Source organism: Actinacidiphila bryophytorum (assembly GCF_016916835.1).
Taxonomy (GTDB): Bacteria; Actinomycetota; Actinomycetes; order Streptomycetales; family Streptomycetaceae; genus Actinacidiphila; species Actinacidiphila bryophytorum.
Genome location: NZ_JAFFIX010000021.1, coordinates 14,565 through 41,491, shown reverse-complemented (window position 1 = coordinate 41,491; position 26,927 = coordinate 14,565). Strand labels below are relative to the sequence as shown.

The 26,927-nt window shown below is 75.2% G+C and carries 20 protein-coding genes; 14 read left to right on the top strand and 6 right to left on the bottom strand.

What is annotated here, in order from left to right; translation table 11 throughout:
* Positions 1-14 precede the first annotated feature (14 nt).
* A complete protein-coding gene (locus tag JT723_RS25830; RefSeq protein WP_205047187.1) occupies positions 15-1,493 on the top strand; it encodes a DNA-binding protein NsdB in 1,479 nt (492 codons plus the stop codon).
* A gap of 101 nt (positions 1,494-1,594) precedes the next feature.
* Here the strand turns inward: JT723_RS25830 and JT723_RS25825 are convergent, their stop codons facing one another.
* Positions 1,595-3,052, bottom strand: a complete 1,458-nt coding sequence (locus JT723_RS25825) for a PP2C family protein-serine/threonine phosphatase (protein WP_205047186.1) — start codon at positions 3,050-3,052, stop codon at positions 1,595-1,597.
* 406 nt (positions 3,053-3,458) lie between these two features.
* On the opposite strand from JT723_RS25825, the gene JT723_RS25820 reads away from it, so the two are divergent.
* The 4 genes from JT723_RS25820 (at position 3,459) to JT723_RS25805 (ending at position 8,589) form a co-directional block, all read left to right on the top strand.
* Positions 3,459-4,886, top strand: coding sequence for a HEAT repeat domain-containing protein (locus JT723_RS25820; RefSeq protein WP_205047185.1), 1,428 nt, complete (start codon positions 3,459-3,461; stop codon positions 4,884-4,886).
* A 174-nt stretch (positions 4,887-5,060) separates the two neighbouring features.
* Positions 5,061-6,179: a glycosyltransferase family 4 protein gene (locus tag JT723_RS25815; RefSeq protein WP_205047184.1), complete on the top strand. Its 1,119-nt coding sequence runs from the start codon at positions 5,061-5,063 to the stop codon at positions 6,177-6,179.
* Positions 6,176-7,327, top strand: a complete 1,152-nt coding sequence (locus JT723_RS25810; protein ID WP_205047183.1) for a glycosyltransferase — start codon at positions 6,176-6,178, stop codon at positions 7,325-7,327. Before JT723_RS25815 ends, JT723_RS25810 begins: the two co-directional genes overlap by 4 nt.
* A 257-nt stretch (positions 7,328-7,584) precedes the next feature.
* Positions 7,585-8,589: an SGNH/GDSL hydrolase family protein gene (locus JT723_RS25805; protein ID WP_206248307.1), complete on the top strand. Its 1,005-nt coding sequence runs from the start codon at positions 7,585-7,587 to the stop codon at positions 8,587-8,589.
* Here the strand turns inward: JT723_RS25805 and JT723_RS25800 are convergent.
* From JT723_RS25800 to JT723_RS25790, 3 genes are read right to left on the bottom strand one after another with little or no spacing between them, the layout of a single operon-like run.
* Positions 8,478-9,365 (bottom strand): 5-oxoprolinase subunit C family protein, encoded by an 888-nt coding sequence (locus JT723_RS25800; RefSeq protein WP_205047181.1) that lies wholly within the window; start codon positions 9,363-9,365, stop codon positions 8,478-8,480. The genes JT723_RS25805 and JT723_RS25800 overlap by 112 nt on opposite strands.
* Positions 9,362-9,985, bottom strand: coding sequence for a 5-oxoprolinase subunit B family protein (locus tag JT723_RS25795; RefSeq protein ID WP_251512655.1), 624 nt, complete (start codon positions 9,983-9,985; stop codon positions 9,362-9,364). Before JT723_RS25795 ends, JT723_RS25800 begins: the two co-directional genes overlap by 4 nt.
* A 17-nt stretch (positions 9,986-10,002) precedes the next feature.
* Positions 10,003-10,860, bottom strand: a complete 858-nt coding sequence (locus JT723_RS25790) for a LamB/YcsF family protein (protein WP_205047180.1) — start codon at positions 10,858-10,860, stop codon at positions 10,003-10,005.
* Positions 10,861-10,967: 107 nt separating this feature from the next.
* Between JT723_RS25790 and JT723_RS25785 the strand changes: the two genes are divergently transcribed.
* From JT723_RS25785 to JT723_RS25775, 3 genes are read left to right on the top strand one after another with little or no spacing between them, the layout of a single operon-like run.
* Complete coding sequence (locus tag JT723_RS25785; protein WP_240166194.1) at positions 10,968-12,524, top strand: hypothetical protein; 1,557 nt, start codon at positions 10,968-10,970, stop codon at positions 12,522-12,524.
* Positions 12,521-13,426: a hypothetical protein gene (locus JT723_RS25780; protein ID WP_372441381.1), complete on the top strand. Its 906-nt coding sequence runs from the start codon at positions 12,521-12,523 to the stop codon at positions 13,424-13,426. The genes JT723_RS25785 and JT723_RS25780 overlap by 4 nt, the downstream gene beginning before the upstream one ends.
* Before the next feature lie 57 nt (positions 13,427-13,483).
* Positions 13,484-18,493, top strand: coding sequence for a hypothetical protein (locus JT723_RS25775; RefSeq protein WP_240166193.1), 5,010 nt, complete (start codon positions 13,484-13,486; stop codon positions 18,491-18,493).
* Positions 18,494-18,496: 3 nt separating this feature from the next.
* Here JT723_RS25775 and JT723_RS25770 read toward each other — a convergent pair whose 3' ends face one another.
* Positions 18,497-18,895, bottom strand: coding sequence for a hypothetical protein (locus JT723_RS25770; RefSeq protein ID WP_307794014.1), 399 nt, complete (start codon positions 18,893-18,895; stop codon positions 18,497-18,499).
* A 164-nt stretch (positions 18,896-19,059) separates the two neighbouring features.
* Here JT723_RS25770 and JT723_RS25765 point away from each other — a divergent pair, with 164 nt between their 5' ends.
* From JT723_RS25765 to JT723_RS25750, 4 genes are all read left to right on the top strand, one after another.
* On the top strand, positions 19,060-21,615 hold the full coding sequence (locus JT723_RS25765; protein WP_205047177.1) for a sensor histidine kinase: 2,556 nt from the start codon (positions 19,060-19,062) through the stop codon (positions 21,613-21,615).
* Positions 21,612-22,034: a roadblock/LC7 domain-containing protein gene (locus JT723_RS25760; protein WP_033175950.1), complete on the top strand. Its 423-nt coding sequence runs from the start codon at positions 21,612-21,614 to the stop codon at positions 22,032-22,034. Before JT723_RS25765 ends, JT723_RS25760 begins: the two co-directional genes overlap by 4 nt.
* A 40-nt stretch (positions 22,035-22,074) precedes the next feature.
* A complete protein-coding gene (locus tag JT723_RS25755) occupies positions 22,075-22,467 on the top strand; it encodes a DUF742 domain-containing protein (protein WP_205047176.1) in 393 nt (130 codons plus the stop codon).
* A 71-nt stretch (positions 22,468-22,538) separates the two neighbouring features.
* Positions 22,539-23,150: a GTP-binding protein gene (locus JT723_RS25750; protein WP_205047175.1), complete on the top strand. Its 612-nt coding sequence runs from the start codon at positions 22,539-22,541 to the stop codon at positions 23,148-23,150.
* 23 nt (positions 23,151-23,173) lie between these two features.
* Here the strand turns inward: JT723_RS25750 and glpK are convergent, their stop codons facing one another.
* Positions 23,174-24,715 carry a glycerol kinase GlpK gene (gene glpK, locus JT723_RS25745; protein ID WP_205047174.1) on the bottom strand — a complete coding sequence of 514 codons (1,542 nt, stop codon included), beginning with the start codon at positions 24,713-24,715 and terminating at the stop codon, positions 23,174-23,176.
* Between the two features lie 265 nt (positions 24,716-24,980).
* Here glpK and JT723_RS25740 point away from each other — a divergent pair, with 265 nt between their 5' ends.
* Both JT723_RS25740 and JT723_RS25735 read left to right on the top strand, forming a co-directional pair.
* The gene (locus tag JT723_RS25740) at positions 24,981-25,859 is read left to right on the top strand and encodes an NUDIX hydrolase (RefSeq protein WP_205047173.1); all 879 of its coding nucleotides are present in this window, start codon (positions 24,981-24,983) and stop codon (positions 25,857-25,859) included.
* Positions 25,856-26,926: a molecular chaperone DnaJ gene (locus JT723_RS25735; protein WP_240166192.1), complete on the top strand. Its 1,071-nt coding sequence runs from the start codon at positions 25,856-25,858 to the stop codon at positions 26,924-26,926. Before JT723_RS25740 ends, JT723_RS25735 begins: the two co-directional genes overlap by 4 nt.
* Position 26,927 lies beyond the last annotated feature (1 nt).

The following is a 26,927-nucleotide window of genomic DNA, read 5'->3' as shown; positions in this document are numbered from 1 at the left end:
CCTGGGGGCTTGACGTGGGCAATGAGGCCAACACCCGACTCGCGGACCTGTTCGGTCTCACCGGATGGTCCAAGGGCGAACTCGCGCGGCTGGTCAACCGGCAGGCGGCGGCCATGGGCCACCCCCAGCTGGCGACCGACACGTCGCGGGTGCGCCGCTGGATCGACACCGGTGAGTCGCCGCGCGAACCCGTGCCGAAGGTGCTGGCAGCGCTGTTCACCGAGCGTCTCGGCCGTGTCGTGACCATCGAGGATCTCGGGTTCGACCGGCGCCGGCAGACGGGGAACAGACAGACCGGAGACGGCCTCCCGTGGCCGCCGGAAAGAACAGCCGCGGTCCTCACCGAATTCACGGGAATGGACCTCATGCTCAACCGACGCGGTCTGGTGGGCGCGGGCGCCGCGCTCGCCTCCGGCACCGTAATCAGCAGCGCCATGCACGACTGGCTGCACACCGACCCGGCCCTCGCGGCCGACGCACCGAGACTGGCCGACCCGCTGCACGCGGACCAGGCCGACTACGACCGCTACGAGGCGGTCCCGGTCGGCTCCCAGGAGATCGAGTCGCTGGAGCGCTCGGTCGAGGTCTTCCGCGCCTGGGACGCCGCCCGCGGCGGCGGCCTGCAGCGCAAGGCGGTCGTCGGCCAGCTCAACGAGGTGGGCGGCATGCTCTCCTACCGGCACCCGGCGCATCTGCAGCGCCGGCTGTGGGGGGTGGCGGCCAACCTCGCGGTCCTGGCGGGCTGGATGTCGCACGACATCGGGCTCGAACCCACCGCGCAGAAGTACTTCCTGATCGCCGCGCACGCGGCCCGCGAGGGCGGCGACCGCCCGCGCGCCGGGGAGGCGCTGTCCCGGGCCGCCCGGCAGATGGTCCACCTGGGCAAGCCGGAACAGGCCCTGGACCTGATGCAGCTGGCCACGTCCGGCTCGGGGGAGGACACGCTGCCCCGCACCCGGGCGATGCTGCACACCATCGAGGCGTGGGCGCAGGCGTCCATGGGGCGCGGGCAGGCCATGCGGCGCACCCTCGGCGAGGCGGAGGAGCTGTTCGTCTCCGACAGCGGGGACGTGCCGCCGCCGAGCTGGATGCAGAACTTCGACGAGGCGGACCTGCACGGCATGCAGGCGCTGGCCTACCGCACGCTGGCCGAGCACGAACCGTCGGCCGCCGCGCAGGCGCAGCTGCACGCCAAGCAGGCGATCACGCTGCGAACCTCGGGCCACGAGCGGTCGATGATCTTCGACTACCTGTCGCTGGCGTCGGCGTGCTTCATCGCCGACGACCCCGAGCAGGCCGACCGCTACGCCAGGATGGCGCTGCTGACCATCGGCCAGACCTCCTCGCACCGCACCTGGGACCGGCTGCGCGAGATGTACCGCCTCACCGGGCGCTACTGCGACTACAGCCGCATCCAGGACCTGCGCACGGAGATCGAGTCGACCATGCCGTCCCGTACGAAGAGCGGAGGCTCCCGCTACCGAGAGGTCTGACCCCGCGGGCCGCCGGGAGTACGCCGTGCCGCCGTCCCGCCGCCGAACGGGCCGGACACAGCACAGGTGTGCGCAGCGCCGCGGTCAGGCAAGCCGAGGGCTCAGAGGATCCTGGCGATCAGCACGCACGCGTCGTCCTCGCGGTCGGGCGTGCCGAACTCCTCCGCCACCAGCCGCACGCAGTCCTGTGCGGTGCCGGCGGCGGCGAAGAGCGGGGCCATCGCCAGCAGGCGGTGCCCTCCCCCCTCGGTGTCCGGCATGTCCACGACCGAGCGGCGCGGCGCCAGCCCGTCGGTGTGCAGCACCAGCAGGTCGCCGGGCACCAGCTGCTCGCGTGCCTGGGCGTACTGCGCGCCCGAGGTTGCGCCGAGCAGGACGCCGTCCGGCGGATCCAGGGACCGCCCCGTCCCGTTGCGGAAGAGCAGCGGGGCGGGGTGGCCCGCCTGCGACCAGTGCAGCTCGCGGGTGGCCGGGTCGTAGCGGCAGCACAGGGCGCTGCCCAGGGCGGGCTGCGGGGAGGTGTCGAGCAGTTCGTTGAGGCAGCCCATCAGCGGCCCCGGCTGCAGGCCCGCGACGGCCATGCCGCGCAGGGCGCCCAGCAGCATCGCCATGCCCGAGGTGGCGGTCACCCCGTGGCCGGTGAGGTCGCCGACGGTGAGTAAGGAGGCGCCGTCCGGCAGCTGCATGGCGTCGTACCAGTCGCCGCCGATCAGGGCGCTGGTCGCGGACGGCAGATAATGTGCCGCCAGGTCCATCGTGGTCGGCCCCCCGTCCAGCGGGAAGCGCTGCGCGCCACGCCAGGGCGGCAGTACGGCCTCCTGCAGCTCCACCGCCATACGCCGCTCGGTCTGCGCGATCTGCCGCTGCCGCTGCAGCGACTCCCTGGTCTCCCGCAGCGTCCGCTGGCTGCGCCGCAGGTCGCTCACGTCCCGCAGCACCGCCCACATCGACTCGGTGCCGCCGTCGGCGCCCAGCACCGGCTCGCCGACCATGTGCACGGTCCGCACCGAGCCGTCGGCCCGCACGATGCGGAACTCGCCGTCGATCGGCCGCCCGTCCACGAGGCAGCCGGTCACCATCTCGGTGAGCACCGCCTGGTCCTCGGCGAACAGCCACGACGGCAGCTCGTCCAGCGTCAGCGGGCCGTCCGCGGGGGAGCGGCCGAAGATCCGGTACAGCTCGTCCGACCACTGCGCTCCGTCGGTGAGCAGGTCCCACTGGGCGCTGCCGGCCCGGCCGAGCGCGCCGACCGCGGCCGCGTCGGGCCCGGTAGGCTGCAGCGGCACGTCGAGCAGCAGCAGGCTGTCCGGCGGCAGGTCCGCGGGGTCCAGGCCGTCCCTGAGCTGCCCGAGGTGGGTGCCCAGGTCGTCCAGCTGGTGCACGGCCAGGTCGCACAGCGCGCGCTGCCACCGCAGTTGCGGGTCGCCGGCTGTGTCACCGTCCCGCAGCACGGCGTCGACCCGGGTCCTGAGCTGGCGCGCCTGGGAGATCAGCGCGTCCACCGCACCGATGTCCGGCGGTTGCGCGGCGGTGTGATCCGCATGCGTTGGGGACGGCATGACGCACTCCGAACGTGTCTGCTGGCAGGCTCTCTACGGCCATGGCGGACGGAAGGGGCCGGTAACGACTGTTGCACAGGGAGCGATGGGTCGTAAGGGTTTCAGCGATACCCGATCCGGTGGTGCTTCTGGCATATGTCATGCGCCCAGCGGGAGTTGGGCCGCCGAGCCGCCGCGGAACCGCCTTCCGCAGGTCGCCCGCAGGACACCGGGGAGCCACCCTGCCCCCGGCGGCGGGCACCGCGGAAGCGACATCGCGCCCCCGAGTCGGTAGGCTGCCGCCGCCCGTCCCCACGGGGTCCGCCCCGGCCGCCAGGTGTGAAACGCCCGGTGGCCGGTAAGGATGCCGGGCATCAGCAGCGGAAATCCCGTTGCCATGGAACCCCCCGCACCGGATGCTGACCTCATGTTCGACCCAGACATAGCGCCCAGCGGCACCCTTCTCGGCCTCCTCCAGCGGGGGCGCGGAGACGGCCCCCTGCACGCCCTCGCGGCGCCGCGGACCGAGGCACTCGCCGCCCTGGAGCACTGCGTGCTGCGCGACCCCCGGCTGGACTGGCGGGTCGAGTCGCGCTCCCTGTATTACGCGCGGCTCTACTCCGACCTGGAAGGCCCGCTCGACGGGATCGAACAGCACCTCTTCCACCCCGACGACCTCGTCGCCCCCGACGAGCACCGCTGCGGGCTGGCCCTCTCCGTCCTCGGCCACCTGGCCGGCTACGGCCGGCGGGACGCCCTGCGGCTGCTGCGCCGCTACGCCGCCACCGGCGGCTGCTGGGAATGGGCACTGGACGAGCTGGCGGTACGCGACGGGGAAGCCGGACTGCGCTCCCTCGGCCCCGCCGTCGTCGCCCGCTTCCCGCGCACCCCGGAAGGCGACGCCGCCCTCGCCACCGCCGTCCGCGAGGCCTACGAACCCCGCCCCTGGCAGCTGTGGGCCGAGGACACCGTGCACCCCGACACCGCGGAGCGCGTCAGGCAGGCCACGGAACAGGTCAGCTTCGACCGCTGGCAGCGCCAGATGCGCTCGGCGGGACCCACCCCCGGCTGGAGCGTCGCCGCCGTCCTGGAATGGGCGCAGGCCGGCCTCGACGCCCACCCCGCCGTCGAGCGGGACCAGCCCGCCGCCCGCTGCCTGGCCGCGGTCGCGAGTCCCGAGGACCGCACCGCCCTGCTCGACGCCGCCCTGCGCGGCCCCTCCGCCGCCCGCGCCGCGGCCCTGCGCCATCTCGGCGACCGCCGCGACCCGCAGTGCCTGGACCTGATCGAGACCGCGGCGGAAGCCGTCGACGAGCGGGTCGTACGCGCCGCCGTCGAGTCCTTCGAGCGCATGCGCGACGACGACGCCATGGCCCGCGCACGCGGCTGGGCCGCACGGACCGGGCCGCTCGGCGCCGCCGCCGCCCGGATGCTCGCCCGGCACGGCGGCCCCGCGGACGCCGACCTCGTCCTCGCCGCCCTGCGCCGCACCGTCCAGTCCGGCGGCGCCGACGCCGAGGGCATCGACGCACTCGTCGAAGGCGCAGGCAGGCTCGCCGCCTGCCGGGCCGCACCCCTGCTGCGGCACCTCTACCGCGAGACGTCCTCCTCCCAGCTGCGGGGCACCGCGGCCCGCGCCTTGGCCGTCGCCGACCCCGGCTTCGCGGCCGGCTTCGCCGTCGAGTGCCTGTGGGACTGCGAGGAGGCCACCAGGGAACTGGCCGCGCACCGCGCCGCCTCCGGCGACGTCCGCGTGCTGACCCAGTTGCGCCGGCTGGCCGCCGACCCCGCGGAGGAGGCCGAGGTCCAGACGGCCGTACGCGGCCGCCTCAGTTCCGGCGGCACCGCCCGCTGAACCCGGCGTAAAACGGCCCCCGCCGGGTCATGCGGCCCGGCGGGGCGGAAGAGGGCGTTCCGTCGTGGATGTCCAGGCCGCGGGGCACGTCCGCAGGCCAACGCTCACGGGGCGTTCCCCTTCGGGAAAGATCCTCGTGGCCCTGACAACGTCCGACGCGGCGACAACGTCGGTATGAGAGTCGCCATCGTCACCGAGTCCTTCCCACCCGACGTCAACGGAGTGGCCCACTGCGCGCTGCGCACGGCCGAACACCTTGCACGGCGCGGCCACGAGCCGATGGTCGTCGCCCCCGCGGGGCCGCACGACCAGGAGGCCGACGATCCCTGCCCCGTCGTCCGCGTCCCCTCGCTCCCGCTGCCCGGCTACCCCCAGGTGCGCGTCGCCATCCCCGGCCGCCGCACCGCCGCCGCCATCGCCGCGCACCGCGCCGACATCGTCCACCTCGCCAGCCCCTTCGTCCTCGGGGTACGCGGCCTGGCCGCCGCCACCCGGCTGCGGATACCGGCGGTCGCCGTCTACCAGACCGACCTGGCCGGCTACGCCAAGACCTATCTGAACGCCGGCGAGGCCGCCGCCTGGCGCCGCATCCGCGCCGTGCACAGCGCCGCCGCCCGCACCCTCGCGCCCTCCACCGCGTCGGCCGCCGCCCTCGAAGGCCAGGGAGTCCCGCGGGTCCACCTGTGGCCGCGCGGCGTCGACTCGGTCCGCTTCCACCCCGCCCGCCGCGACGAGGCACTGCGCCGCGAACTCGCCCCGCGCGGCGAGCTGATCGTCGGCTACGTCGGCCGGCTCGCCGCGGAGAAGCAGGTGGAGCTGCTGGCCGGCACCTGCGAACTGCCCGGCGTGCGGGTCGTCGTGGTCGGCGACGGCCCCAGCATGCCCGCGCTGCGCCAGGCGCTGCCGCGCGCGGTCTTCCTCGGCCGCAGAACCGGGGGCGACCTCGCCCGCATCTACGCCTCGCTCGACGTCTTCTGCCACACCGGCCCCTTCGAGACCTTCTGCCAGACCGTCCAGGAGGCCATGGCCAGCGGCATCCCGGTCGTCGCTCCCGCCGCCGGCGGCCCGCTCGACCTGGTCGACCACGGCAGGACCGGCCTGCTCGTACCGCCCGGCGACGACCTCGCGGTGAAGACCGCGGTACGCATGCTGCACGCCGACCCGCGGCTGCGGGTCCGCTTCGGCTCCGCCGCCCGCGCCGCCGTCGCGGAACGCAGCTGGGAAGCCGTCGGCGACCAGCTGCTCGGCCACTACGCCCAGGTGCTCGGCGAGCGAGCGGTGGCCGCCGCATGACCGCCGCCGGCCTGCGCATCGTCCGGGTGGCGAACTTCGTCACGCCCGTCTCCGGCGGCCTGCGCACCGCGCTGCGCCACCTCGGCGAGGGGTACGCGGCCGCAGGCCACGAACCCGTCCTGGTCATCCCGGGACCCGAGGCGGCCGACGAGCACACCGCACAAGGCCGGGTCATCACCCTCCCGGGACCCGAGATCCCCGGCACCGGCGGCTACCGCGTCCTCGCCCGCCGCACCCCGGTCGCCGAACTCCTCGAAAAGCTCGCGCCCGACCGCCTGGAGGTCTCCGACCGCACGACACTGCGCTGGACCGGCGAATGGGCCAGGCGCCACCGGGTGCCCGCGGTCATGGTCTCCCACGAGAGTGCCGACGGCGTCCTCGGCACGTGGGGCCTCCCGGCGGGAGCCGCCCGCCGCGCCGCCGACGCCCTCAACCGGCGCACCGCGCACGCCTACACCCGGGTGGTGTGCACGACCGCCTGGGCGGCGGCCGAGTTCGAACGCATCGGGGCGCGCAACGTCGTCCGCGCCCCGCTCGGCGTCGACCTCGCCGGGCTGCACCCCGGCCACCACGACGCCGCCCTGCGCGAACGGTACGCCCACGGCGCCGCGGTCATGCTCGTCCTCTGCTCCCGGCTGAGCCCCGAGAAGCGCCCGGACGACGCACTCGAAGCACTGGCCAGACTGCGGGCCGCCGGCGTCGACGCCGCCCTGGTCGTCGCGGGCGACGGCCCCCTGCGCACCCGGCTCACCACCCACGCCAGGACCCACCGCCTGCCGGTGACCTTCCTCGGCCACGTCGCCCGCCGCGACGACCTCGCGGCACTGCTCGCCACCGCGGACGTGGCGCTCGCCCCCGGCCCCGTCGAGACCTTCGGCCTCGCCGCCCTGGAGGCCCTCGCCTGCGGCACCCCGGTGGTGGCCAGCACCCGCTCGGCCCTCCCCGACCTCATCGGCCCGGCCGGCGCCTCGGCCACCACCCCCGCCGAGTACGCCGCCGCGGTCCGCCGCCTCCTCACGGTGCCCCCCCAGGAACGCCGCACCCGCGCCCGCACCCGCGCCGAGCTCTACACCTGGCCGGCCGCAGTGACCGCCTTCCTGACAGCCCACAAGGCCCCCACCCCCACCCCGGCCGGAGCCCCCCAATGACCCCCGCCCACCCCGAGCCCCCCCAGCCCGGCCGCCGGGAAACAGCCACCCCAACAGCAAGCGACACCCCCCAGGGGCGCGGGGAACTGCGCGCTCAGCCCCCACGGTGCGAAACCGGCCCCGTCACAGCAAGCGGCACTCTCCAGGGGCGCGGGGAACTGCGCGCTCAGCCCCGACGTCGGGAGAGGGCCGAGCTGGCAGCAAGTGGCACTCTCCAGGGGCGCGGGGAACTGCGCGCCCAGCCCCGACGCCGGGACGTGGCTGACGCCACAGCAAGTGGCACCCCGCGCGCCCGGTTCGCGGTACTCGGCGACTCGCTGAGCGAGGGCGTCGGCGACCCCACGCCGGGAGGCGAGTGGCGCGGATGGGCCGCCCTCCTGGCAGAGGGCTTGCAGCCCGGCGCCGACATCCTCAACCTCGCCCGCAGCGGCGCCCGCACGGGCGACGTGGCCGGGCGCCAGCTCAGCGCAGCCCTGAGCTGGCGCCCGACCATCGCCTCCGTGCTGGTCGGCGGCAACGACACCTTGCGCGGCGGATTCGACATCCCCACCGTGGCAACGGAGTTGCACACCGCGCTGGGCGCCCTGCGCGCGACCGGCGCGACCGTGCTCACCGCCTGCCTGCCCGACCCCGGCACCGTCCTCGGCCTGCCCTGGCCGCTGGCCCGGCCGCTGGGCCGCCGGATGACCGCGCTGAACGACACCGTTCACGCGTTGTCCGCGCACCACGGCGCACTGCACCTGCATGCGGCCGAGCGCCCCTGGGCGACGAGCCCGGGGGCGCTGAGCGCGGACCGGCTGCACCCGAGCGAGGCGGGACACCGCATGCTGGCCGCGGATTTCCACGCGCTGCTGGCCGGCTCGGGCATGCCGGTCGGTGCGCCGCCGCGGCTGGAGCCGGACGGCCCGCCGCCGGGGCGTGCCGCGTCGGTGTGCTGGATGGCGACGCGCGGCACGAAGTGGATCGCGGACCGGTGCACCGATCTGCTGCCCGACCTGCTGCGGCTGGCGGCCGAGGAGTACCGGCACACCGCCCGCGGCACCGCACCGCTGCTGGACCACGCGGCCCGGGAGGCGACGGCGGCGGCCCTGGAGTCACTGGGCCTGAGCGCCGCAAGGGCGCACGTACCGCCGACCGTACCGGCGCCGCTTCACAGCGCGGGCCGCCCGGAGCGCAGCGCCACGAAGCGGATCCTGGTGCCGGGCGCGGACTGGGCGGCAGCGGCCAGCGACTCCTCCGGTACGACGCCGATCACCGGGTAGCCGCCGGTGGTCGGGTGGTCGGCGAGGAAGACGACGGGGAGGCCGTCGGGCGGGACCTGGACGGCGCCGGGCACCATGCCCTCGCTGGGCAGTTCGCCCTCCCGCCCCCCGGCTCTGCGCAGCGCCGGGCCGAGGACGCGCAGGCCGATCCGGTTGGAGGCGGGGGAGACGGTGTAATGCCCGGTGACCAGGGTCCGCAGCGAGCCGGGTGCGAACCAGTCGTCGCGCGGCCCCGGCAGGAACGGCAGCACCAGTTCCGCGCCGACGCAGCCGTACGGCAGGACGTCCGCGGCGGCGCCGCGGCCCCGCTGTGTCCCGACAGGCAGCCGGTCCCCGTCGGTGAGCGGCGCAGGGCCGAGCCCGGACAGCAGGTCGGTGGCCCGGCTGCCCAGCACCGCGTCGACGGCGAGCCCGCCCCCCACCGCGACGTAAGAACGCAGCCCGACCGTCGCCTGCCCGACGTCGAGCAGGGAGCCGCCGGGCACCACGAACGGTGCGCCCCAGGCGGCGGGGCGCCCGTCGACACGCACCGGGCAGCCGGCCCCGGTGACGGCGACGACCACGGCGTGCGAGGGCCGCAGCGCGCAGCCGGAGACCGTGGTCTCAAGACCGGCGGCCTCCTCGGGGTTGCCCACCAGCCGGTTGGCCAGCCGGTGCGCGGGCAGGTCCAGCGCGCCGGACCGCGGCACCCCCAGATGCGCGAACCCGGTCCGCCCCGCGTCCTGCACGGTCGTCAGCGCCCCGGCTCGCACCACGTGCAGCACGGCCCCGCTCACCCGGGCACCTCCGTGAAGCGGACCTCGGTGCCGGGGGAGAGCAGCGCCGCCGCGTCCCGGGCCGGGTCCCACAGCGGCGCCCGCGTCGTACCGACGAGCTGCCAGCCGCCGGGCGACGAGCGCGGGTACAGGCCCGCGTAGGGGCCGGCCAGGCCCAGGGAGCCCGCGGCGACCGCGGTGCGCGGGGTCGGGCGGCGCGGGACGTGCAGGCCGGGCGGCAGGCCCGTCAGGTAGGCGAAGCCCGGGGCGAAACCGCAGAAGGCGACGCGGAAGGGCGTCGCCGTGACGATGCGTATCAACTCCTCGCGGGTCACCGTCCACAGCGCGGCGACCTCGGCGACGTCCGGGCCGTCGAAGCGCACCGGCACCTCCCGCAGGCCACCGCCGCCGGCCGCGACCGGGGGCACGTCCCAGCGGGCCACGGCAGCGGCGAAGGCGCGCGGGTCGGTGAGGCCGCCGACCAGGACGGTCCGCGCGGCCGGCACGATCTCCCGCACCTCGGGGAATTCGCCTGACGCGCGCCGCCGCAGCAGTTCCGCGTGCAGCGCCTGCGCCTGCTCGCCGTCCTCCGTCTCGACGAGCACGGCCGCGCGGCCCATCGCCAGCACCCTGCACTTCACGGCCCGTCACCCCGCCCTCATGCGAAGGCCGCCACGCGCAGCCCCGCGGCCGCCAGCGCCTGCCGTACCCGGACGGCGAGTTGTGCGGCGCCCGGGGTGTCGCCGTGCACGCACAGCGAGCGCGCCGCGACCGGCACCTGCGTGCCGTCCGCCGAGGTCACCCCGCCGCCCGAGGCGATGCCCACCGCTCTTCTGACGACCTCGTCGGGTTCGCCGACGACCGCACCCGGCTCGCGGCGCGGCACCAGCGTGCCCTGCGAGGTGTACGCGCGGTCGGCGAAGGCCTCGGCCACCGCGTCGAGCCCCGCGCCGGTGGCGGCGGCCAGCAACTGCGAGCCGGGCAGGCCCAGTACGGGCAGCCGGCCGGCGAGCAGGACGCCCTCCACGACGGCGGCGGCCTGCTCGGCGTCGTGCACCGCCCGGTTGTACAGCGCGCCGTGCGGCTTGACGTACGCCACCGCCGTGCCTGCCGCGCGCGCGAAGACGTCGAGCGCGCCGATCTGGTAGGCGACCTCCGCAGCCAACTCCGCGGGCGGCACGTCCATCGCGCGGCGCCCGAAGCCCGCCAGGTCGCGGTAAGAGACCTGCGCCCCGATGCGCACCCCTCGGGCTGCGGCCTGATCGCACACCCGCCGCATCGTCGCGGGGTCGCCCGCGTGGAAGCCGCAGGCGACGTTGGCGCTGGTGACCACCGACAGCAGTGCGTCGTCGTCGGTCAGCTGCCAGCGCCCGAAGCCCTCGCCGAGATCGGCGTTGAGGTCCACGGTCCGGCCGCCGCCGGTGCCGCCGCCCCCGGCGCCGTCCGCACGGATCTGCGCGCCGATGCCCGCGCCAACGCCCGGGCGTATGCCCGCGCCTATGTCCGTGTCCGCCATCGTGGTCCGCCCGTCGTGTCCCGCCGCCGTAAGATGCCCGGGTCCGATCATGGCATCCGTGCCGGCAACAGGTGCCCGCCCCGTGGCGATCCGTGCCGTTTGGGCTGATGTCGGTGCCACCGCCTAATGTGTGGGGCGTGACCACCACAGTCCCGTACCCCCTGCCGGGCGCCGCCCGGCCGGCCCCGGGCCCCGCCGCGGACGAGGGCCTGGCCCGCCGGCTCAAGGCGCTCGCCTGCACCGCGCCGCTGCACGACCTCGACGCCCGCAAGGCCAACCTGGCCGGTGAGTACTCGGTGTACGCGATGGCGGAGGTCGCGCTCGCCGCGATCGACCTGGTCACGCTGAACATGGACTTCGACACCGGTGCCGACCACGACCAGATAGTGACCAGACTGCTGCCCCGGGTCGCCGCCCAGGCCCCGGCGCGCAGCCATGCCGAGCACGAGCGGGTCGCCCGCTGGGTGCTGGAGAACCTGATCAACGTCGGCAGCGCCGACCGCGGATTCCGCGCCGTCTACGGCACGTTCGGCGCGGACGGCGCCTATGTGCGGCGCGACTACGACTTCAAGCTGATCGAGGAGGTGCCGGGGCCGGGCGGCAGCGTCTACCTGCGCACCACGGACGAGGCGGTCAACGTCCTGGTGGGCGCCCTCGACACCGACGTCACCAGCGCCCAGATCGCCGCCGAGGTCAAGCTCGAGGTGCTGATCAGCCGCGGCAGGCTCGCCGACGCCCAACTCGCCGCCGAGCAGGCCCGCTACCGCACCGTGCAGTATGCGGAGACGCTGCGCCGCACCCTGGAGGCGACCCGGCGCAACGTCCGGGCCGTCGACTGGCTGCGCCAGGTCCCCGACATGATCGCCGAGGCCCTCGACCACGTCGCCGACCGCTACCGGCACGAGAACGCGATCCTCACCAACATCCGCAAGGCGCGCGACGAGGCCGAGGACTCCGAGCACAAGCGGCGGGCCGCCGAACTGGTCGACATCGTCAAGGACTGCATCAGGCGGCACACCCAGCTGCAGTCCCGGCTGCTGGAGGCCGGGCCGCTCTTCCGCGCCGAGCAGGACCGGCAGGCCTTCGCCACGCCGCCCGCCCGCGCGGGACTCGACCTGTACGGGCAGCTGGTCGCCCCGCTGCTGCCGCTCCCGGTCGAGCAGGCCTCGCGGGTGACCGACGCCTTCTTCGCCCGCGGCGCCGGGCTGCGCACCCCCGCCGCGGTCCGTGTCACCGACCTGGTCGACCTGCTGCTGACCCCGCCGGTCGAACGCGACCACCTGGGCGCCGAGATGCCCGAGCCCGACCTGGTGGCCACCCCCGACGACAGCCGCTTCTCCGACGAGCAGCTGGAGTCCGCCCTGGACCTGCTCGACCTGCCGCACGACGCGCCTCGCCGGTTGTCCGGGCTGCTCGCCGAGGCCCGCCGCCGTGATCCCGACCTGCCCTACCTGGTCGCCCTGCTGGCGCTGCACGCGGCCTCGCCGCCGGTCGGCACCGCGGTGCGCCAGGGCGAGCCGCAGGTGCTCTTCGCGGTGGACGACGGCACCGAACTGGACGACCCCGACTTCGGCGGCGCCGACCTGGTGCTGGGCACCGCCCGCCTCACCGCCCGGCCCGCGGACCGGAAAGACCCGGAAGACCCGAAGGAGAGGACGCCGTGAGCGACCACCGCGACGACGACGCGGAAGCCCGGGAGGGTGCCCGCGACACCCATGGGCCGGCCGCCGCCCTGACCCCCGGCGACGTCGCGGACGCCGCGCGGCTCGTCGGCTTCGGCCTGCAGCCCAAGCTGCTGCCCGCGCGGGACGCGGAGTATGCCGAGCTGGTCAGGCGGCACCGCGAGGACCCGGGCTTCGCCAGGATCGCCGACGCGGTCGCCGCAGGGCTCGGCCTGGTCGTCCTGGAGGTGTCCCCGCGGGCGGGCATGGCCGTCGCGGCCGGCGAGGACTCGGTCTTCGCCGTCCGCATGGGCGACTACGCCCGCAGGGCCGCCTCCGACGCCGGCGACCGCTTCCTGCACGGCCTGGCACACCTGGCCGCCGCCGCACTGGCCTTCCCGCGCCCCGAGGACCTCGCCGACGACGGCTACATCGGCCGGATCACCGTCAACGGGGTGGACGCCTTCGTCCGCCAGGCCTGCCGCCGGCTGGAGGAGCGCGCCGACGAGACCGGCGAGAACACCGACCCCGCAAGCGAGGCGCCAGGACTCGAAGCGGCCTGGCGGGTCTACGCCCGGCGCACCGCCACCGGCGCGACCAAGGACGCCAGGCGGCTGGCCGGCTCCACCACCGGCATCATCGGCAAGGCCGTCGCCTTCCTGGTCGACTCCGGCTTCCTGCAGCGCACCGGCGACGAGTCGGGCGGCACATACCGCACCACCGCCCGCTACCAGCTCCAGGTGCGCGACATGGCAGGAAGCGCGGCGATGGCCGAACTGCTCGACCTTGGCATAGTGCCCGTCACCGACGGCAGCGCCAGCCTGCTGCCCGCAGCCGCCGACGACGGCAGCGACCTGGTCGCAGACGCGGGCCTGCCCTTCCACACCTCCGCGGCCCCCGCCTGACCGCCCGCCGCCGCCCCAGCCCGCCCGCCACCTGCCCCAGCCACGAGAGTCCGCCGCATGTACGAGCTTTCCCGACTCCGCCTCTACTCCATCGGGCCCGCCGGTGCGCGCTACGCCGACACCGTGCTCGACCTGCGCGGCGTCGGCGAGCCCGTGCCGCAGCCCGCACCGGCGCAGGGCGACTTCTTCGCGGACGAGCCGGCCGGGCCGCCGCGCCGCCCGGCACCCGCGGGAGTGCTCTTCCTGGAGAACGGCGGCGGGAAGTCCGTCCTGCTCAAGCTGATCTTCTCGGTGATGCTGCCGGGCCACCGCAACACCCTCGGCGGCGCCAGCTCCGGTGTGCTGCGCAAGTTCCTGCTCGCCGAGGACTGCGGGCACGTGGCGCTGGAGTGGCAGCACACGGTGACCGGCGAGCTGGTCGTGGTCGGCAAGGTCAGCGAGTGGCGCGGCCGCCAGGTGTCCGCGGACCCGCGCAAGTTCGCCGAGGCCTGGTACTCCTTCCGGCCGGGACCCGGCATGAACCTGGACTCGCTGCCGGTCGCCGAGTCCACGGCGGTGCGCCCCCTGGCCGAGGGCGCCTCGGGGGCACGCGGCAGGCGCCGCACCATGAAGGGGTTCAGGGACGCGCTCACCGAGGCGGGCAAGGCCTACCCGAACCTCGACGTGGTGTGGGAGGAGATCCACGACCGGTGGAACGAACACCTCGGCGACCTCGGCCTGGACCCCGAACTCTTCCGCTACCAGCGGGAGATGAATGCCGACGAGGGCGAGGCGGCGGGCCTCTTCGCGGTCAAGAAGGACTCCGACTTCACCGACCTGCTGCTGCGCGCGGTCACCGACACCCGTGACACCGACGGCCTGGCCGACCTCGTCCACGGGTTCGCAGGAAAGCTCGGCCGCCGCGCCGAACTGACCGCAGAGCGCGACTTCACCGCCGGTTCGCTCGACCTGCTGGAGCGCATCGCCGAGGGCGCCGAGGCCCGCGACCGGGCCAGGGCCGTCCACGCCCAGTCCGAGCGCCGCACCCGGGCGCTGGCCCGGCGGCTGTCGGCCCGCGCCCAGCAGGAGCGGGCCAGGACCGGCGAGATCGCCCAGGACATGGCGCAGGCCGCGCACGCGGTCACCGACGCCGAGCAGGCCCGCGCCGGCAGCGCCCTCACCGCCGCGGAGATCGCCTACCGGCACGCGTCGCTCGCGCTGGCCGCGGCCGACAAGGGTGCGGCGGCCCTGCGCCGCGAACTGGGCGACGCCCGCACCCTGCACGCCGCCTGGCAGGCGGCCGAGACCGTCCTGCGCCACCGGGCTGCGGGGGACAGGCTGCAGCGGGTCAGCGCCGCGATCCGCGAGGCCGAGCGGGACGCCGCCCCCGCCCTGGCCGCCCGCACCTCGGCGGCCGCCGCACTGGTACGCGCCCTGCACGGCGCTGCCGCCCGGGCGGAAGAGCAGGCCGACGAGGAGGAGGAGCGCTCGGCGGAACTCCAGGCCAGGTCGGAGACCGCGCACCGCGACGCGACCGCAGCCGCCACCGAGGCGCAGCGCGCCCGCAGCGAGACCGGGCACCTCGCCCAGCGCCTGGCCGAGGTCGAGCAGGAGACGGCAGAGGCCGTACGGTCCGGCTGGCTCGACGACTCCGCGCCGAACTCGGACCCCGCACGGGCGGCGCTCGCCGCCGCCGACGCGGAGGAGTCCGCCGCCGCGCTGTCCCGCGCCGCCGCGGAGACCGCCCGCACCGAGAGCGCCCGCGCGCGGGACGCCGCCGCGGCCGAATCCCGCGCGGAACTGGCCGCGGCCCGCGCCGCCGACGCCCTGTCCACGGCCGAGTCCGCCCTGTCCGCGGCCACGCTGGCGGCCGCCTCCCTGACCACCGACGCCCGCCTGACCGCCCTCCTCAGCCTCCCCGCCCCCCGCACCTCGGCGGGCGCCGGGCCGGCCCAGGACGGCCCCGCCGCAGCCCTGGGCACCCGCGGCGCGCATCCCGCGGGCGCCGCCGCCGACGCCCCTGACCCGGCCGCCCGACCCGCCGACGGTGCCGCTGCCGACGGCCAGGAGTCGGCTGTCCGCGGGTCGAGTTCGGGGCTGTCGGGTTCGCGCGGTGCCGGTGTGCGGGCCGCGGGTGGTGGCGTTGCCGAGGGGCAGGAGTCGGCTGTCCGCGGGTCGAGTTCGGGGCTGTCGGGTTCGCGAGCCGTCGGGGGTGCTGCTGCCGACGGCCGGGACAGCGCCGTCGGCGACGGGCTCACCCCCGCCATGCTCGACGAATTCGCCGAGCCGCTGCGGGAGTTGCTGGACGGCGCGGTGAGCGCCGCCGAGCGGCAGATGTTCGAGCTGCGGACCGCCGCAGCGGACGACGCGCGGATCCTCGGGGCGCTCGGCGACGGGGGGCTGCTGCCGCCGGGACCCGATGTGCTGGCCACGGTCGAGTATCTGGGCGAGCACGGCATTCCCGCGCTGCCCGGGTGGCGCTACCTCGCCCAGGCCGTGGACCCGGCCGACCACGCCGTGGTGCTCGCGGCCCGCCCCGAGCTGGTCGACGGCGTCGTCGTCACCGACCCTGGCACCTACCAGCGGGCCAGGGAGGTGCTGGCGCAGGCGGCCCTGCTGCCGCGCTCCACCGTGGCCGTCGGCACCGCCGCCGCGCTGCTGGCCCCGCCGCCGGCGTCCGGCACCGAGCCGGACGTCTTCCTCGTACCGCCGAACCCGGCGATGCACGACGAGTTCGCCGCCGACGGCGAGCGCCGGTCGCTGCGGGCCAGGGCGACCGCCCGCGAGGAGGAGATCAGGGCGCTGGCCGCCCGCCTCGCGCACGACCGCAACCTCGCGGCACGGCTCGCCTCCTGGCGTGCCGCGTGCCCGCAGGGGCGGCTCGCGGAGCTGGCCGCCGAGACCGCCGCCGCCCGCGACACCGTCGAGCGCACCCGGGCCGAACTGGCCGCCGCGCGCGCGGCCCGCAGCGAGGCTGACACCGTCGCCGCAGAGGCCGCGCAGGACAGCGACACCCGCAGGGCCGCCGCCGAGCAGGCCCGGCGCAGCGCCGACGCCCTGGCGGGACTCGCCCACCGGCTGCGGGAGCGGGCCAACTGGCAGCGCCGGGCACGGGAGTTGACCGCCGACGCGGCGGAGGCCGAGGCCCGCGCCGAGGCCTGCCTGGCGCTGGCCCGCGCCGCCGACGAGGACCGCAGGGCGGCCCAGCGCGCCTCGGACGACGCCCGCCGCACCGCCCGCGTCCTGCGCGCCGAGCGGGCCGAGATCGCCGGCGCCCCCGACGACGGCACGGCGGAGCCCGCGGAGTCCGGCACCGCCACGAACCTGCCCGCGCTGCGCGAGGCCTACCGTGCGGCCTCCGAGGTCTACGAGAAGGTGGGCGTCGGGGCAGACCTGCGCGCCGAGCAGGCCCGCGCGGAGAGCACGGAGAATGCCGCGCTGGTCGAACTGGACCGGCTCACCAACAAGGTCCGCAGCCGCGCGGCCGGGCTGCTGGAAGGCCCCGACGGCTCCGACGGCCCCTCGCGGCAGGCAGCGGCGGGCCGCGCGGAAGCGCTCGTCCAGACCCTGGAGTCCCGCGCGTCGGCGGCGAGCGAGCAGCTGGGACGGCTCCGCGGCGAGGCCGAGCGCCTCGCGCCGCCCGGCGGCGCCCCGCACCACACCGAGCTGCCCGAGGCACTCCAGCCGCGCGACGCCGAGCACGCGCAGGAGCTGCTGCGGGTTGCCACCACGGAGGTCGCCGCCCGCACCGAGGCGCTGGAGCAGGCCAACGCGGCCCACGCCGGCCTGGTCGCCGCGCACCGGGCCGCGGAGGACGCGGCAGGCGGCTTCGACGAGACCGCCGCGCTGCTGCGCGACCTGCTGCGGGACGGCGGGCCGCAGCCGCAGGACGAGGAGGAGCCGCAGCCGTACGCGGGCAGCCAGGAGGCGGCCCGGCAGGCCGCGGCGGAGGCCCGGCGCAGCCTGCGCGGCTGCGCCGCCGACCTGTCGGCCGCCGAGACCCAGCTGCGCGAATCCGCGGACGTCCTGGTCCGGCATGCCAACGCGGTCCGCTTCGAGCAGGTCAGGACACCGGCCAGGCAGCAGATCAGGGAGCTGCCCGCGGTCGCGCTGCCCGAGCACGCAGCGGCCTGGGCGGCGGCCTTCGCTCCGCGGCTGCGGGTGCTGACCGACGAGCTGGACCAGTTGGAGCGCAACCGCGACATCATCGTGGACCGGCTGCGCGGCCTGGCGGAGTCCGCGCTCGCCACCCTGCGCTCGGCCCAGCGGCTGTCCCGGCTGCCGGAGGGCCTCGGCGAGTGGTCGGGGCAGGAGTTCCTCCGCATCCGCTTCGAGGACCCCGACCAGGCGGTGCTGACCGAACGCCTGGGCGAGGTCATCGACGAGGCCACGAGGTCGGCGGTGCGCAAGAACTCCGACCTGCGGCGCGACGGCATGTCGCTGCTGCTGCGCGGGGTCGGCGCGGCGCTGCAGCCGCGCGGCATCGCCGTGGAGATCCTCAAGCCGGATGCGGTGCTGCGGGCGGAAAGGGTGCCCGTCGGCCAGATGGGCGACGTCTTCTCCGGCGGGCAGCTCCTGACCGCCGCCATTGCGCTGTACTGCACGATGGCCGCATTGCGCAGCAACGACCGCGGCCGGGACCGCCAGCGGCACGCGGGAACGCTCTTCCTCGACAATCCGATCGGGCGTGCGAATGCGACCTATCTGCTGGAGCTGCAGCGGGCCGTCGCCGACGCCCTCGGGGTGCAGCTCATCTACACCACCGGCCTATTCGACACGACCGCGCTGGCCGAATTCCCGCTCGTGGTCAGGCTGCGCAATGACGCGGATCTGCGGGCCGGCCTGAAATACATCAGCGTCGAGGAACACCTGCGGCCCGGGCTGCCGGTGCAGGACCCGCAGGGCGAGCAGGTGCACGGCGAGATCACCGCCACCAGGATGTTCCGCCGCCCGCCCGAAGAGCCCGACCAGCCGGAGATGACCGACCGGACCGAGGAGCCCGACCAGGCCGCCGACCCGGCGCGGGAGACCGCGGAGGCCGGGCCGGCAGCCGTACCGTCGCAAGCGTCCGGTCCCGCGGCCCGCTGACCCTCAGACCCCCAGGTGCCGTGGCTCGTGCCGCCGTCTGGGGGCGGCTGTCCGCGGCCCGGCCCTGCGGGCCGCCCGCCGCGCCCTGCGCCGCTCCCGGCGCAGGGTCCTGGCGGCGCTGCTCGGGCTGGACACGACGCCGTTGCGCTGGTTCCACACCTGCCGGGTCACCCACACGTCGAGCACCGCCCAGGTGGCGATGACCGACGTCAGCACCGTGGTCAGCAGCAGCGGCGCGGACAGCCAGGAGTGCCCCATCGCGAGCACCGCGTCGGTTACAGCCTGTACCAGGGCGACGGCCGTTATCAGCACCGCACGCACCGCCGCGGCGCGCACCGGATCGGCCATCCGCGGTCTGCCGACGCTCTCTTCCACCCACACGGTCCGCCGTTGGAACTCCATGAAGAGTGGCTGCCCCGAATCCGTCAGGTGCATTCCGGGGTACGTTTCGTCGCAGACCTGCCCAACCCACAGACATACTTTCGAGTTACCGCTGAGGCGGTAGTAGGCTCACGCCGTTTAAACGAGACAGACGCCCCCTTCGCGGGGGAGACGTTGGGGAGGCCATGAGCTTTCGCGGTACGACGATCCGCCGGAAGATCGTGGCGCTGCTGCTGATCCCTCTGGTGTCACTGACGGTCATCTGGGCCTTCGCCGCCATGGTGACCGGTCGCGCGCTGCTGGACCGGCCGGATGTCCAGCGGGTCGTGGACAACGTCGGCTATCCCGGCCAGGACGCCGTACAGAGCCTCCAGCAGGAGCGCAGGGCAGCCATGATCTACGTGGCCAACACGCGGGACTCGCAGGCCAGGATCGGCTACAACAAGCAGCAGCAGGTCACCGACGCGTCGATCGCCAAGATGCGGACCAGGATCGCCGCGTCGGGTGTGCGCGGCTCGATCGGCAGCACCGCCCGCACCCGGCTCGACACGTTCCTCAGCACGGTCGAGGGCCTCACCTCGCTGCGCAAGCGCGCCGACGACGGCCGGATCAGCCGCAACGACGTCTTCCAGGCGTACAACGCGATGACCGAGCCGGCCTTCCAGCTCTTCGACGCCCTCAACCCGCACAACGACGTGAAGCTGGACGACGAGCACCGCTCGGTCGTCCAACTCGGCCGCGCCCGCGACGAGGTGAGCCGCGAGGACGCCCTGATGGCGGCCGCCATCAGCACCGGGCACATGAGCCAGGCGGAACTGCGCTCCTTCACCTTCGCCGTGGCCGAGCAGCGCAACTACTACGACAGCAGCCTGTGGCAGCTGACCGACGAGGAGCGCGCGCCCTACGACGCGTACTGGAAGGACAGCAACGGCAAGGCGCTGCGCGCCGCCGAGGACGCGGTGATCGCCGGCGGTGTCGACGACGCCCCGATCGTCGCCGCGCACCTGTCCTGGCCCGGCCTCGCCTCGACCACCCTGGACGACCTCGGCCGGCTCGGCGCCGCGTCCGACAGCCAGGTCACCGACCGCAACCAGCCGATCGCGACGACCGCGATCGTGGAGGCGGCCTTCGTCGGCGGCGTCGGCCTGATCGCGGTGGTCGCCTCGCTGTTCGTCTCGGTGCGCATCGGCCGCGGCCTGATCAGGGACCTGACCGGACTGCGCCGCGAGGCGCAGGAGGTCTCCGGCACCCGGCTGCCGCGCGTCATGCGGCGGCTGGCGGCCGGCGAGCAGATCGACGTCGGGACCGAGGTGCCGCGCCTGGAGTACGCCGACGACGAGATCGGCCACGTCGGCAAGGCGCTCAACACCCTCCAGCGGGCCGTGGTCGAGGCCACCGTCCGGCAGAACGACCTGCGCAAGGGCGTCTCCGAGGTCTTCGTCAACCTGGCCCGCCGCAGCCAGGTGCTGCTGCACCGCCAGCTGACCCTGCTGGACGCGATGGAGCGCCGCGCCGAGGACAGCGAGGAGCTGGCCGACCTCTTCCGGCTCGACCACATGACGACCCGTATGCGGCGGCACGCGGAAGGCCTGGTCATCCTCTCCGGCGCGGCCCCCTCCCGGCAGTGGCGCAAGCCCGTGCAGCTGATGGACGTGGTCCGCGCCGCCATCGCCGAGGTCGAGGACTACGAGCGGATCGAGGTACGCCGGCTGCCGCGTCTTGCCGTCGCCGGCGCCGCGGTCGCCGACCTCACCCACCTGCTCGCCGAACTCATCGAGAACGCGGCGGTGTTCTCGCCGCCGCACACCACGGTGAAGCTGCACGGCGAGCCGGTGGCCAACGGCTTCGTCCTGGAGATCGACGACCGCGGTCTCGGGCTGACCCCCGACGCGCTGCTGGAGGCGAACCTGCGGCTGGCGGAGACGCCCGAGTTCGAGCTGTCCGACACCGACAGGCTCGGCCTGTTCGTGGTCAGCCGGCTCGCCCGGCGGCAGAACGTGCGGGTCTCGCTGCGGCAGTCGCCCTACGGCGGCACCACTGCGGTCGTGATGATCCCCGAGTCGCTGCTGAACGACAGCGGCGAGGACACCGGCGGCACGCAACTGCCCGGTGCCGCGCGGCCGCTGGGCCTGGACGCGTCCGGGGAGACCGAGCACACGTTCCGGCAGTGGGGTCTCGAAGGCGTGGACGACATCGGCGGCGAGCGGCACAAGGAGCACGCCCCGCACCAGGAGGAGCCGCTGACCGCGGCCTTCAGCCGGGGGCTCGACGCGCTGGACGACGACCCGGAGCAGACCGCGGGCGGCGGCGAGCCGGGGCCCGCGGCCCCTGTGCCGCTGCCCCGCCGCAGGCCGCGTGCGGCGGCCCAGCAGGTTCCGCGGGCGGTGGCGGCCGTACCGTCGCTGCCGCGCCCGCGGCAGGAGGCGGCGCCTGCGGCGCCCGCGGCGGCGGCAGCGGAGCCGGCCGAGGGCGGCGGCATCGTACTGCCCAAGCGGGTCAGGCAGGCCAGTCTGGCACCGCAGTTGCGGGCCGACGCGGCACGGGCCGCCTCCGCGGAAGCAGAGCACGACGGCGGCCGGGAGCGGTCGGCCGACGAGGTACGCGACCGGATGTCCGCGATCCAGGCCGGCTGGCAGCGCGGCCGCAGGGCAGCGGAGGCCGAGCCGGACGGCGCGACAGCGGCCGGCGAGGACGCATCGACGACAGCACCGAGAACGACACCTGAGGGGAACGGTCGATGACTGCAGCATCGAGCCCGACACGTGAGCTGAGCTGGCTCCTGGACGACCTGGTCACGCGGGTCGCCAGCATCCGCAAGGCCTTGGTGCTCTCCGGGGACGGCCTGGCCACCGGCGCATCCGACGGACTGACGCGAGAGGACTCGGAGCATCTGGCGGCGGTCGCCTCCGGATTCCACAGCCTCGCCAAGGGCGTCGGCCGGCACTTCGACGCCGGCCGGGTCCGGCAGACCATCGTGGAGCTGGACGACGCGTTCCTGTTCGTCACCGCCGCCGGCGACGGCAGCTGCCTGGCGGTGCTGGCCGACGCGGACTCCGACGTCGGCCAGGTGGCGTACGAGATGGCGCTGCTGGTCAAGCGGGTCGGCGTCCACCTGGGCGCCGAGCCGCGGCACGGCGGCGGTACGGCGCTCAGCGGCTGACCGCCGGGGCGGACTTGGGATGACGGGGTGACGGGGCGACATGACGTCTGAATCGGACCGCTGGTACGACGACGCGGCAGGGCCGGTGGTGCGGCCTTACGCGATGACCCGCGGGCGGACCAGCCATGCGGCCGAGGCGAAGCTCGACCTGATCGCCCTGGTGATGGCGCAGCGCGAGGACGAGGACGCGGGCGTCGACGAGGACAGCACCCTGTCGCCCGAGCATCTCGACATCGTGGAGCACTGCCGGCTGCAGTCGGTGTCGGTGGCGGAACTCGCCGCCGACCTCGACCTCCCGGTCGGCGTGGTCCGGGTGCTCATCGGCGACCTGCTGGAAGCCGGGCACGTCATGATCCACCAGCCGGTGCCGCCGGCCGAACTGCCCGACGAGAGCATCCTGCGCGAGGTCATCAACGGCCTGCGCGCGCTGTAGTGCCCGCTAGGCTGCCCGTAACCGCCGCGCCATCCCCAAGTCCGCATCAGAGCAGGGAAGTAGAAGACACCATGGCCATCGCCCACGCCGACCGCCGCCGTCAGCCGTCCGCCGCGGAGCCGGTCGCGCTCAAGCTGCTGGTCGCCGGCGGCTTCGGGGTCGGCAAGACGACCCTGGTCGGCACGGTCAGCGAGATCAGGCCGCTGCGGACCGAGGAGGCGCTGAGCGAGGTGGGCCGCCCGGTCGACGACCTCGCGGGCGTCGAGGGCAAGCGCACCACCACCGTGGCGATGGACTTCGGCCGGATCACGCTGCGCGAGGACCTGGTGCTGTACCTCTTCGGCACCCCGGGCCAGGACCGCTTCTGGTTCCTGTGGGACGAGCTGGCGCAGGGCGCGCTGGGCGCCGTGGTGCTGGCCGACACCCGGCGGCTGCAGGACTGCTTCGCCGCGGTCGACTACTTCGAGCGGCGCGGCATCCCCTTCACCGTCGCGGTCAACTGCTTCGACGGTGTGCAGCTGCACGCCCCCGAGATGGTCACCGAGGCGCTGGACCTCGACCCGGGGGTGCCGGTGGTGCTGTGCGACGCACGCGAGCGCGAGTCGGCCAAGCAGGTGCTGATCACCGTGGTCGAGCACGCGGCCGCGATGGCGGCGGGCCGCAGGGCGCCCGCGGCGACCTGAGCCCTGCGGCACCGCCGCACGCGTCACCTGCTCCGGCCCGCGGGCACCGGGGACTCCTCGTCCAGCCAGCCGAGGCTGCGCTGCACCGCCTTCTTCCAGCGCCGGTATTCGACGCCGCGCACCTCATCGGCCATCGCCGGCTTCCACCGGGTGTCCTCGCGCCACTGCGCCCTGAGCGCGTCGGGTCCGTCCCACACGCCGGTGGCCAGCCCCGCCGCGTAGGCGGCGCCCAGGCTGGTGGTCTCGGCGACCACGGGCCGGATCACCGGGACGCCCAGCACGTCCGCCTGGTGCTGCATCAGCAGCCCGTTGACGGTCATGCCGCCGTCCACCCGCAGCGCGCCGATCCGCACCCCGGAGTCCTGCTGCATCGCGTCCACGACCTCGCGGGTCTGCCAGCTGGTCGCCTCCAGGACGGCCCTGGCCAGGTGCGCCCTGGTGACGTACGCGGTCAGGCCGGTGACCACGCCCCGCGCGTCGGACCGCCAGTAGGGCGCGAAGAGGCCGGAGAAGGCGGGGACGACGTACGCGCCGCCGTTGTCGGGGACGCTGGCCGCCAGCGGTTCGATCTCCTCGACGGTGCGGATCACCCCGAGCCGGTCGCGCAGCCACTCCACCAGCGCCCCGGTGATCGCGATGGAGCCCTCGAGGCAGTACACCGGCCGCTCGCCGCCCAGCTGGTGGGCGACCGTGGTGAGCAGGCCGCTCTTCGAGGGGACCGGCCGCCCGCCGGTGTTGAGCAGCAGGAAGCTCCCGGGCCCGTAGGTGTTCTTGGCCTCGCCGAGGTCGAAGCAGGTCTGCCCGAAGAGCGCGGCCTGCTGGTCGCCGAGCGCGGCGGCGACGGGGACGCCGGCGAGCCGGCCGGTGGCCAGGCCGTAGACCTCGGCCGAGGGGCGGATGCTCGGCAGCACCGCCTCGGGGATGTCCATCGCAGCCAGGATCGCCGGATCCCAGTCCAGGGTGTGCAGGTCCATCAGCAGCGTGCGTGAGGCATTGCTGACGTCGGTGACGTGGACGCCGCCCGCGGTGCCGCCGGTGAGGTTCCAGATCAGCCAGGAGTCGACGGTGCCGAAGGCGATCTCGCCGTGCTCGGCCCGGTGCCGCAGCCCCGGTACGTGGTCGAGCAGCCAGGCGATCTTCGGCCCGGAGAAGTAGGGGGCCAGCGGCAGCCCCGTGGTGTCGCGGAAGCGGTCCTGGCCGTAGACGCCGCCGATCTCCGTGCACAGGGCGGCGGTTCTGGTGTCCTGCCAGACCACGGCGTTGTGGACCGGGCGGCCGGTGCCGCGGTCCCACAGCACCACCGTCTCGCGCTGGTTGGCGATGCCCAGCGCGGTGAGCTGGTCGGGGCGCAGCCCCGCCCTGGCCAGCGCGCCCGATGCCACGGCCTGGACCTTCGCCCAGATCTCGGTGGCGTCGTGCTCGACCCAGCCGGGCCTGGGGAGGATCTGCCGGTGCTCGCGCCGGTCCGACGCGACGATCCGGCCCGCCGCGTCGAAGATCAGGCAGCGGGTGGAGGTGGTGCCCTGGTCGATCGCGGCCACATGGACCGGGACGGTCTGGCTCATGTCACGCTCCCTTGCCCGGTCGGTGAGGACCGTGTCGGGAATGGGCGCGCGGATGCCCGGTGTGCGCAACCCCCCTCCCGCCCACCGGCGTCGCGCTGCCGGAAGTGTTGCCCCGCGGTGACGGAGCGTCAAGCGGTCGTGCGCCGCGGAATGTCCGGGCGCGGATCGTCCCGGCAACGGCGTGGCCGGTGTCCGAGTGCCGTGCTATGTTCTTCTCGTAAGGAGAAAGACTCAGTTTGAGAAGATGAAGGGAGGGGGCGCGGCCATGACGCAGCCGGACGGCGCGCAGACGGAGCGGGACTTCCTGGCGCAGTACGACCCGCGCGCCTTCGACCCGATCGCGGTCACCGTGGACGTGGTGGCGCTGACGCTGCGCGCGGGACGGCTGCACGTACTGGCCGTCGAGCGCGGCGGGCCGCCCTTCGCCGGCTGCTGGGCGCTGCCCGGCGGTTTCGTCAGGGCCGGCCGCGAGTCGCTGGCCGAGGCGGCCGCCCGGGAGCTGGCCGAGGAGACCGGTCTTGACGCCGCCGCTCTCGGCCGGGTCCACCTCGAACAGCTCGGCTCGTACGGCGGCCCCGACCGCGACCCGCGTATGCACGTCGTGTCGGTCGCCTACCTCGCCTTCGCCCCGGGACTGCCCGACGCGCACCCCGGCGGTGACGCCGCCGGCGCCGGCTGGCTGCCGGTGGAGGCAATATCGCCCGAGGGGCAACCGGACCAGGTGCGTCCGCGTCCCTTCGAACAGGGTCGGCGGACCGGGACCTACGGGGGTGGTGCCGGCCGCCGGCCCGGTCAGGGCGGAGCCGGCGGGCTCGCCTTCGACCACGGCCGCATCCTCGCCGACGGCCTGGAGCGGGCCAGGGCCAAAATCGAGTACACCCCGCTGGCGACCGCCTTCCTCGGCGAGACCTTCACCATCACCGAGTTGCGCGAGGTCTACGAGACGGTGTGGGGCGCGGCGCTGCACGCCGGGAACTTCCACCGCAAGGTGCTGTCCGTGCCCGGCTTCGTGGAGTCCACCGGCGAGACCGACACCCGGCCCGGCAGCCGCGGCGGCCCCCGCGCCCGCCTCTACCGGGCCGGTGACGCCCGGCTGCTGCACCCGGCGCTGCTCCGACCCGACCGTGAAGCGGGAGTACGGTGACCGCCGCAGCGGCGGGCGCCGCGATACCCGGTTCCGATGCCGGCCGCGCCGGCGCAGCCGACTTCGACGACGCCCTCGCCGCACTGACCGGCGGCTTTCCCGCAGACCCGCGGGAAGCCGCCGGATACTACCGCAGGCTCGCCCGGCTGCTGCACCCCGACACGGCACCGGCCGGCCGTACGGAGGCGGCGCCCGCGGCCTTCGCCCGGCTCACCGCCGCCTGGGAGGCCTGGCAGGCGCGACAGCCCGGGCGCGAGACGGTCACCGGCGGCCTGCACACCTACGTCCTCGGCCCGGTGCTCGCGCAATGCGACCTCGCGACCGTACGCAGCGCCCGCTACGACGCCCGCGGCGAGAGCCCCGAGGCCGTACTGAAGATCCCCCGCATGCCGCGGGACAACGACCTGATGGAGCACGAGGCCGACGTGCTGGCCCGGCTGCGCACGGTCGGCGAGGTGCGGCACCGCGCCTACGCACCCACCTTGATCGAGAGCTTCCGGCAGCGGCACGACGACGGCACCGAGCACGTGGTCAACGCCTTCGCCCCGCTCACCGGCTTCCACACCCTCGCCGAGGTCGCCGCGGCCCACCCCGGCGGGCTCGACCCCAGGGACGCGGCCTGGATGTGGCGCCGGCTGCTGACCGCGCTGGGCTGGGCGCACCGCGCCCGGCTCGTGCACGGCGCCGTCTTCCCCGAGCACGTGCTGATCCACCCGCAGCTGCACGGCCTGGTGCTCGTCGACTGGTGCTACGCCACCGCGGCCGGCACCGACATCCCGGTCCTGCTGCCCCGGTACGCCGGCAGCTACCCGCCCGAGGTGACGGCGCACCTGCCGGCGACCCCGGCCACCGACATCCACCTCGCCTCGCTGTGCATGGCACAGCTGATCGGCGACCGGACACCGCCGCAGATGCGTGCCTTCCTGCGCGGCTGCACCCTGCCCGAGCAGCGCCGCCGCCCGCAGGACGCCTGGCTGCTGCTCGCGGAGCTGGACGACCTGCTGGAGCGGCTCTACGGGCCGCGCACCTTCCGGCCGTTCACCATGCCCACCGCGCCTCCGGCCTGAC

What these genes read in the sequence shown, in the direction of transcription:
- JT723_RS25825 (WP_205047186.1), bottom strand. Translation starts at nt 3,052, where the DNA reads ATGCCGTCCCCAACGCATGCGGATCACACCGCCGCGCAACCGCCGGAC.
- JT723_RS25820 (WP_205047185.1), top strand. Translation starts at nt 3,459, where the DNA reads ATGTTCGACCCAGACATAGCGCCCAGCGGCACCCTTCTCGGCCTCCTC.
- JT723_RS25815 (WP_205047184.1), top strand. Translation starts at nt 5,061, where the DNA reads ATGAGAGTCGCCATCGTCACCGAGTCCTTCCCACCCGACGTCAACGGA.
- JT723_RS25810 (WP_205047183.1), top strand. Translation starts at nt 6,176, where the DNA reads ATGACCGCCGCCGGCCTGCGCATCGTCCGGGTGGCGAACTTCGTCACG.
- JT723_RS25790 (WP_205047180.1), bottom strand. Translation starts at nt 10,860, where the DNA reads ATGGCGGACACGGACATAGGCGCGGGCATACGCCCGGGCGTTGGCGCG.
- JT723_RS25785 (WP_240166194.1), top strand. Translation starts at nt 10,968, where the DNA reads ATGTCGGTGCCACCGCCTAATGTGTGGGGCGTGACCACCACAGTCCCG.
- JT723_RS25775 (WP_240166193.1), top strand. Translation starts at nt 13,484, where the DNA reads ATGTACGAGCTTTCCCGACTCCGCCTCTACTCCATCGGGCCCGCCGGT.
- JT723_RS25770 (WP_307794014.1), bottom strand. Translation starts at nt 18,895, where the DNA reads ATGGAGTTCCAACGGCGGACCGTGTGGGTGGAAGAGAGCGTCGGCAGA.
- JT723_RS25765 (WP_205047177.1), top strand. Translation starts at nt 19,060, where the DNA reads ATGAGCTTTCGCGGTACGACGATCCGCCGGAAGATCGTGGCGCTGCTG.
- JT723_RS25760 (WP_033175950.1), top strand. Translation starts at nt 21,612, where the DNA reads ATGACTGCAGCATCGAGCCCGACACGTGAGCTGAGCTGGCTCCTGGAC.
- JT723_RS25755 (WP_205047176.1), top strand. Translation starts at nt 22,075, where the DNA reads ATGACGTCTGAATCGGACCGCTGGTACGACGACGCGGCAGGGCCGGTG.
- JT723_RS25750 (WP_205047175.1), top strand. Translation starts at nt 22,539, where the DNA reads ATGGCCATCGCCCACGCCGACCGCCGCCGTCAGCCGTCCGCCGCGGAG.
- glpK (WP_205047174.1), bottom strand. Translation starts at nt 24,715, where the DNA reads ATGAGCCAGACCGTCCCGGTCCATGTGGCCGCGATCGACCAGGGCACC.
- JT723_RS25740 (WP_205047173.1), top strand. Translation starts at nt 24,981, where the DNA reads ATGACGCAGCCGGACGGCGCGCAGACGGAGCGGGACTTCCTGGCGCAG.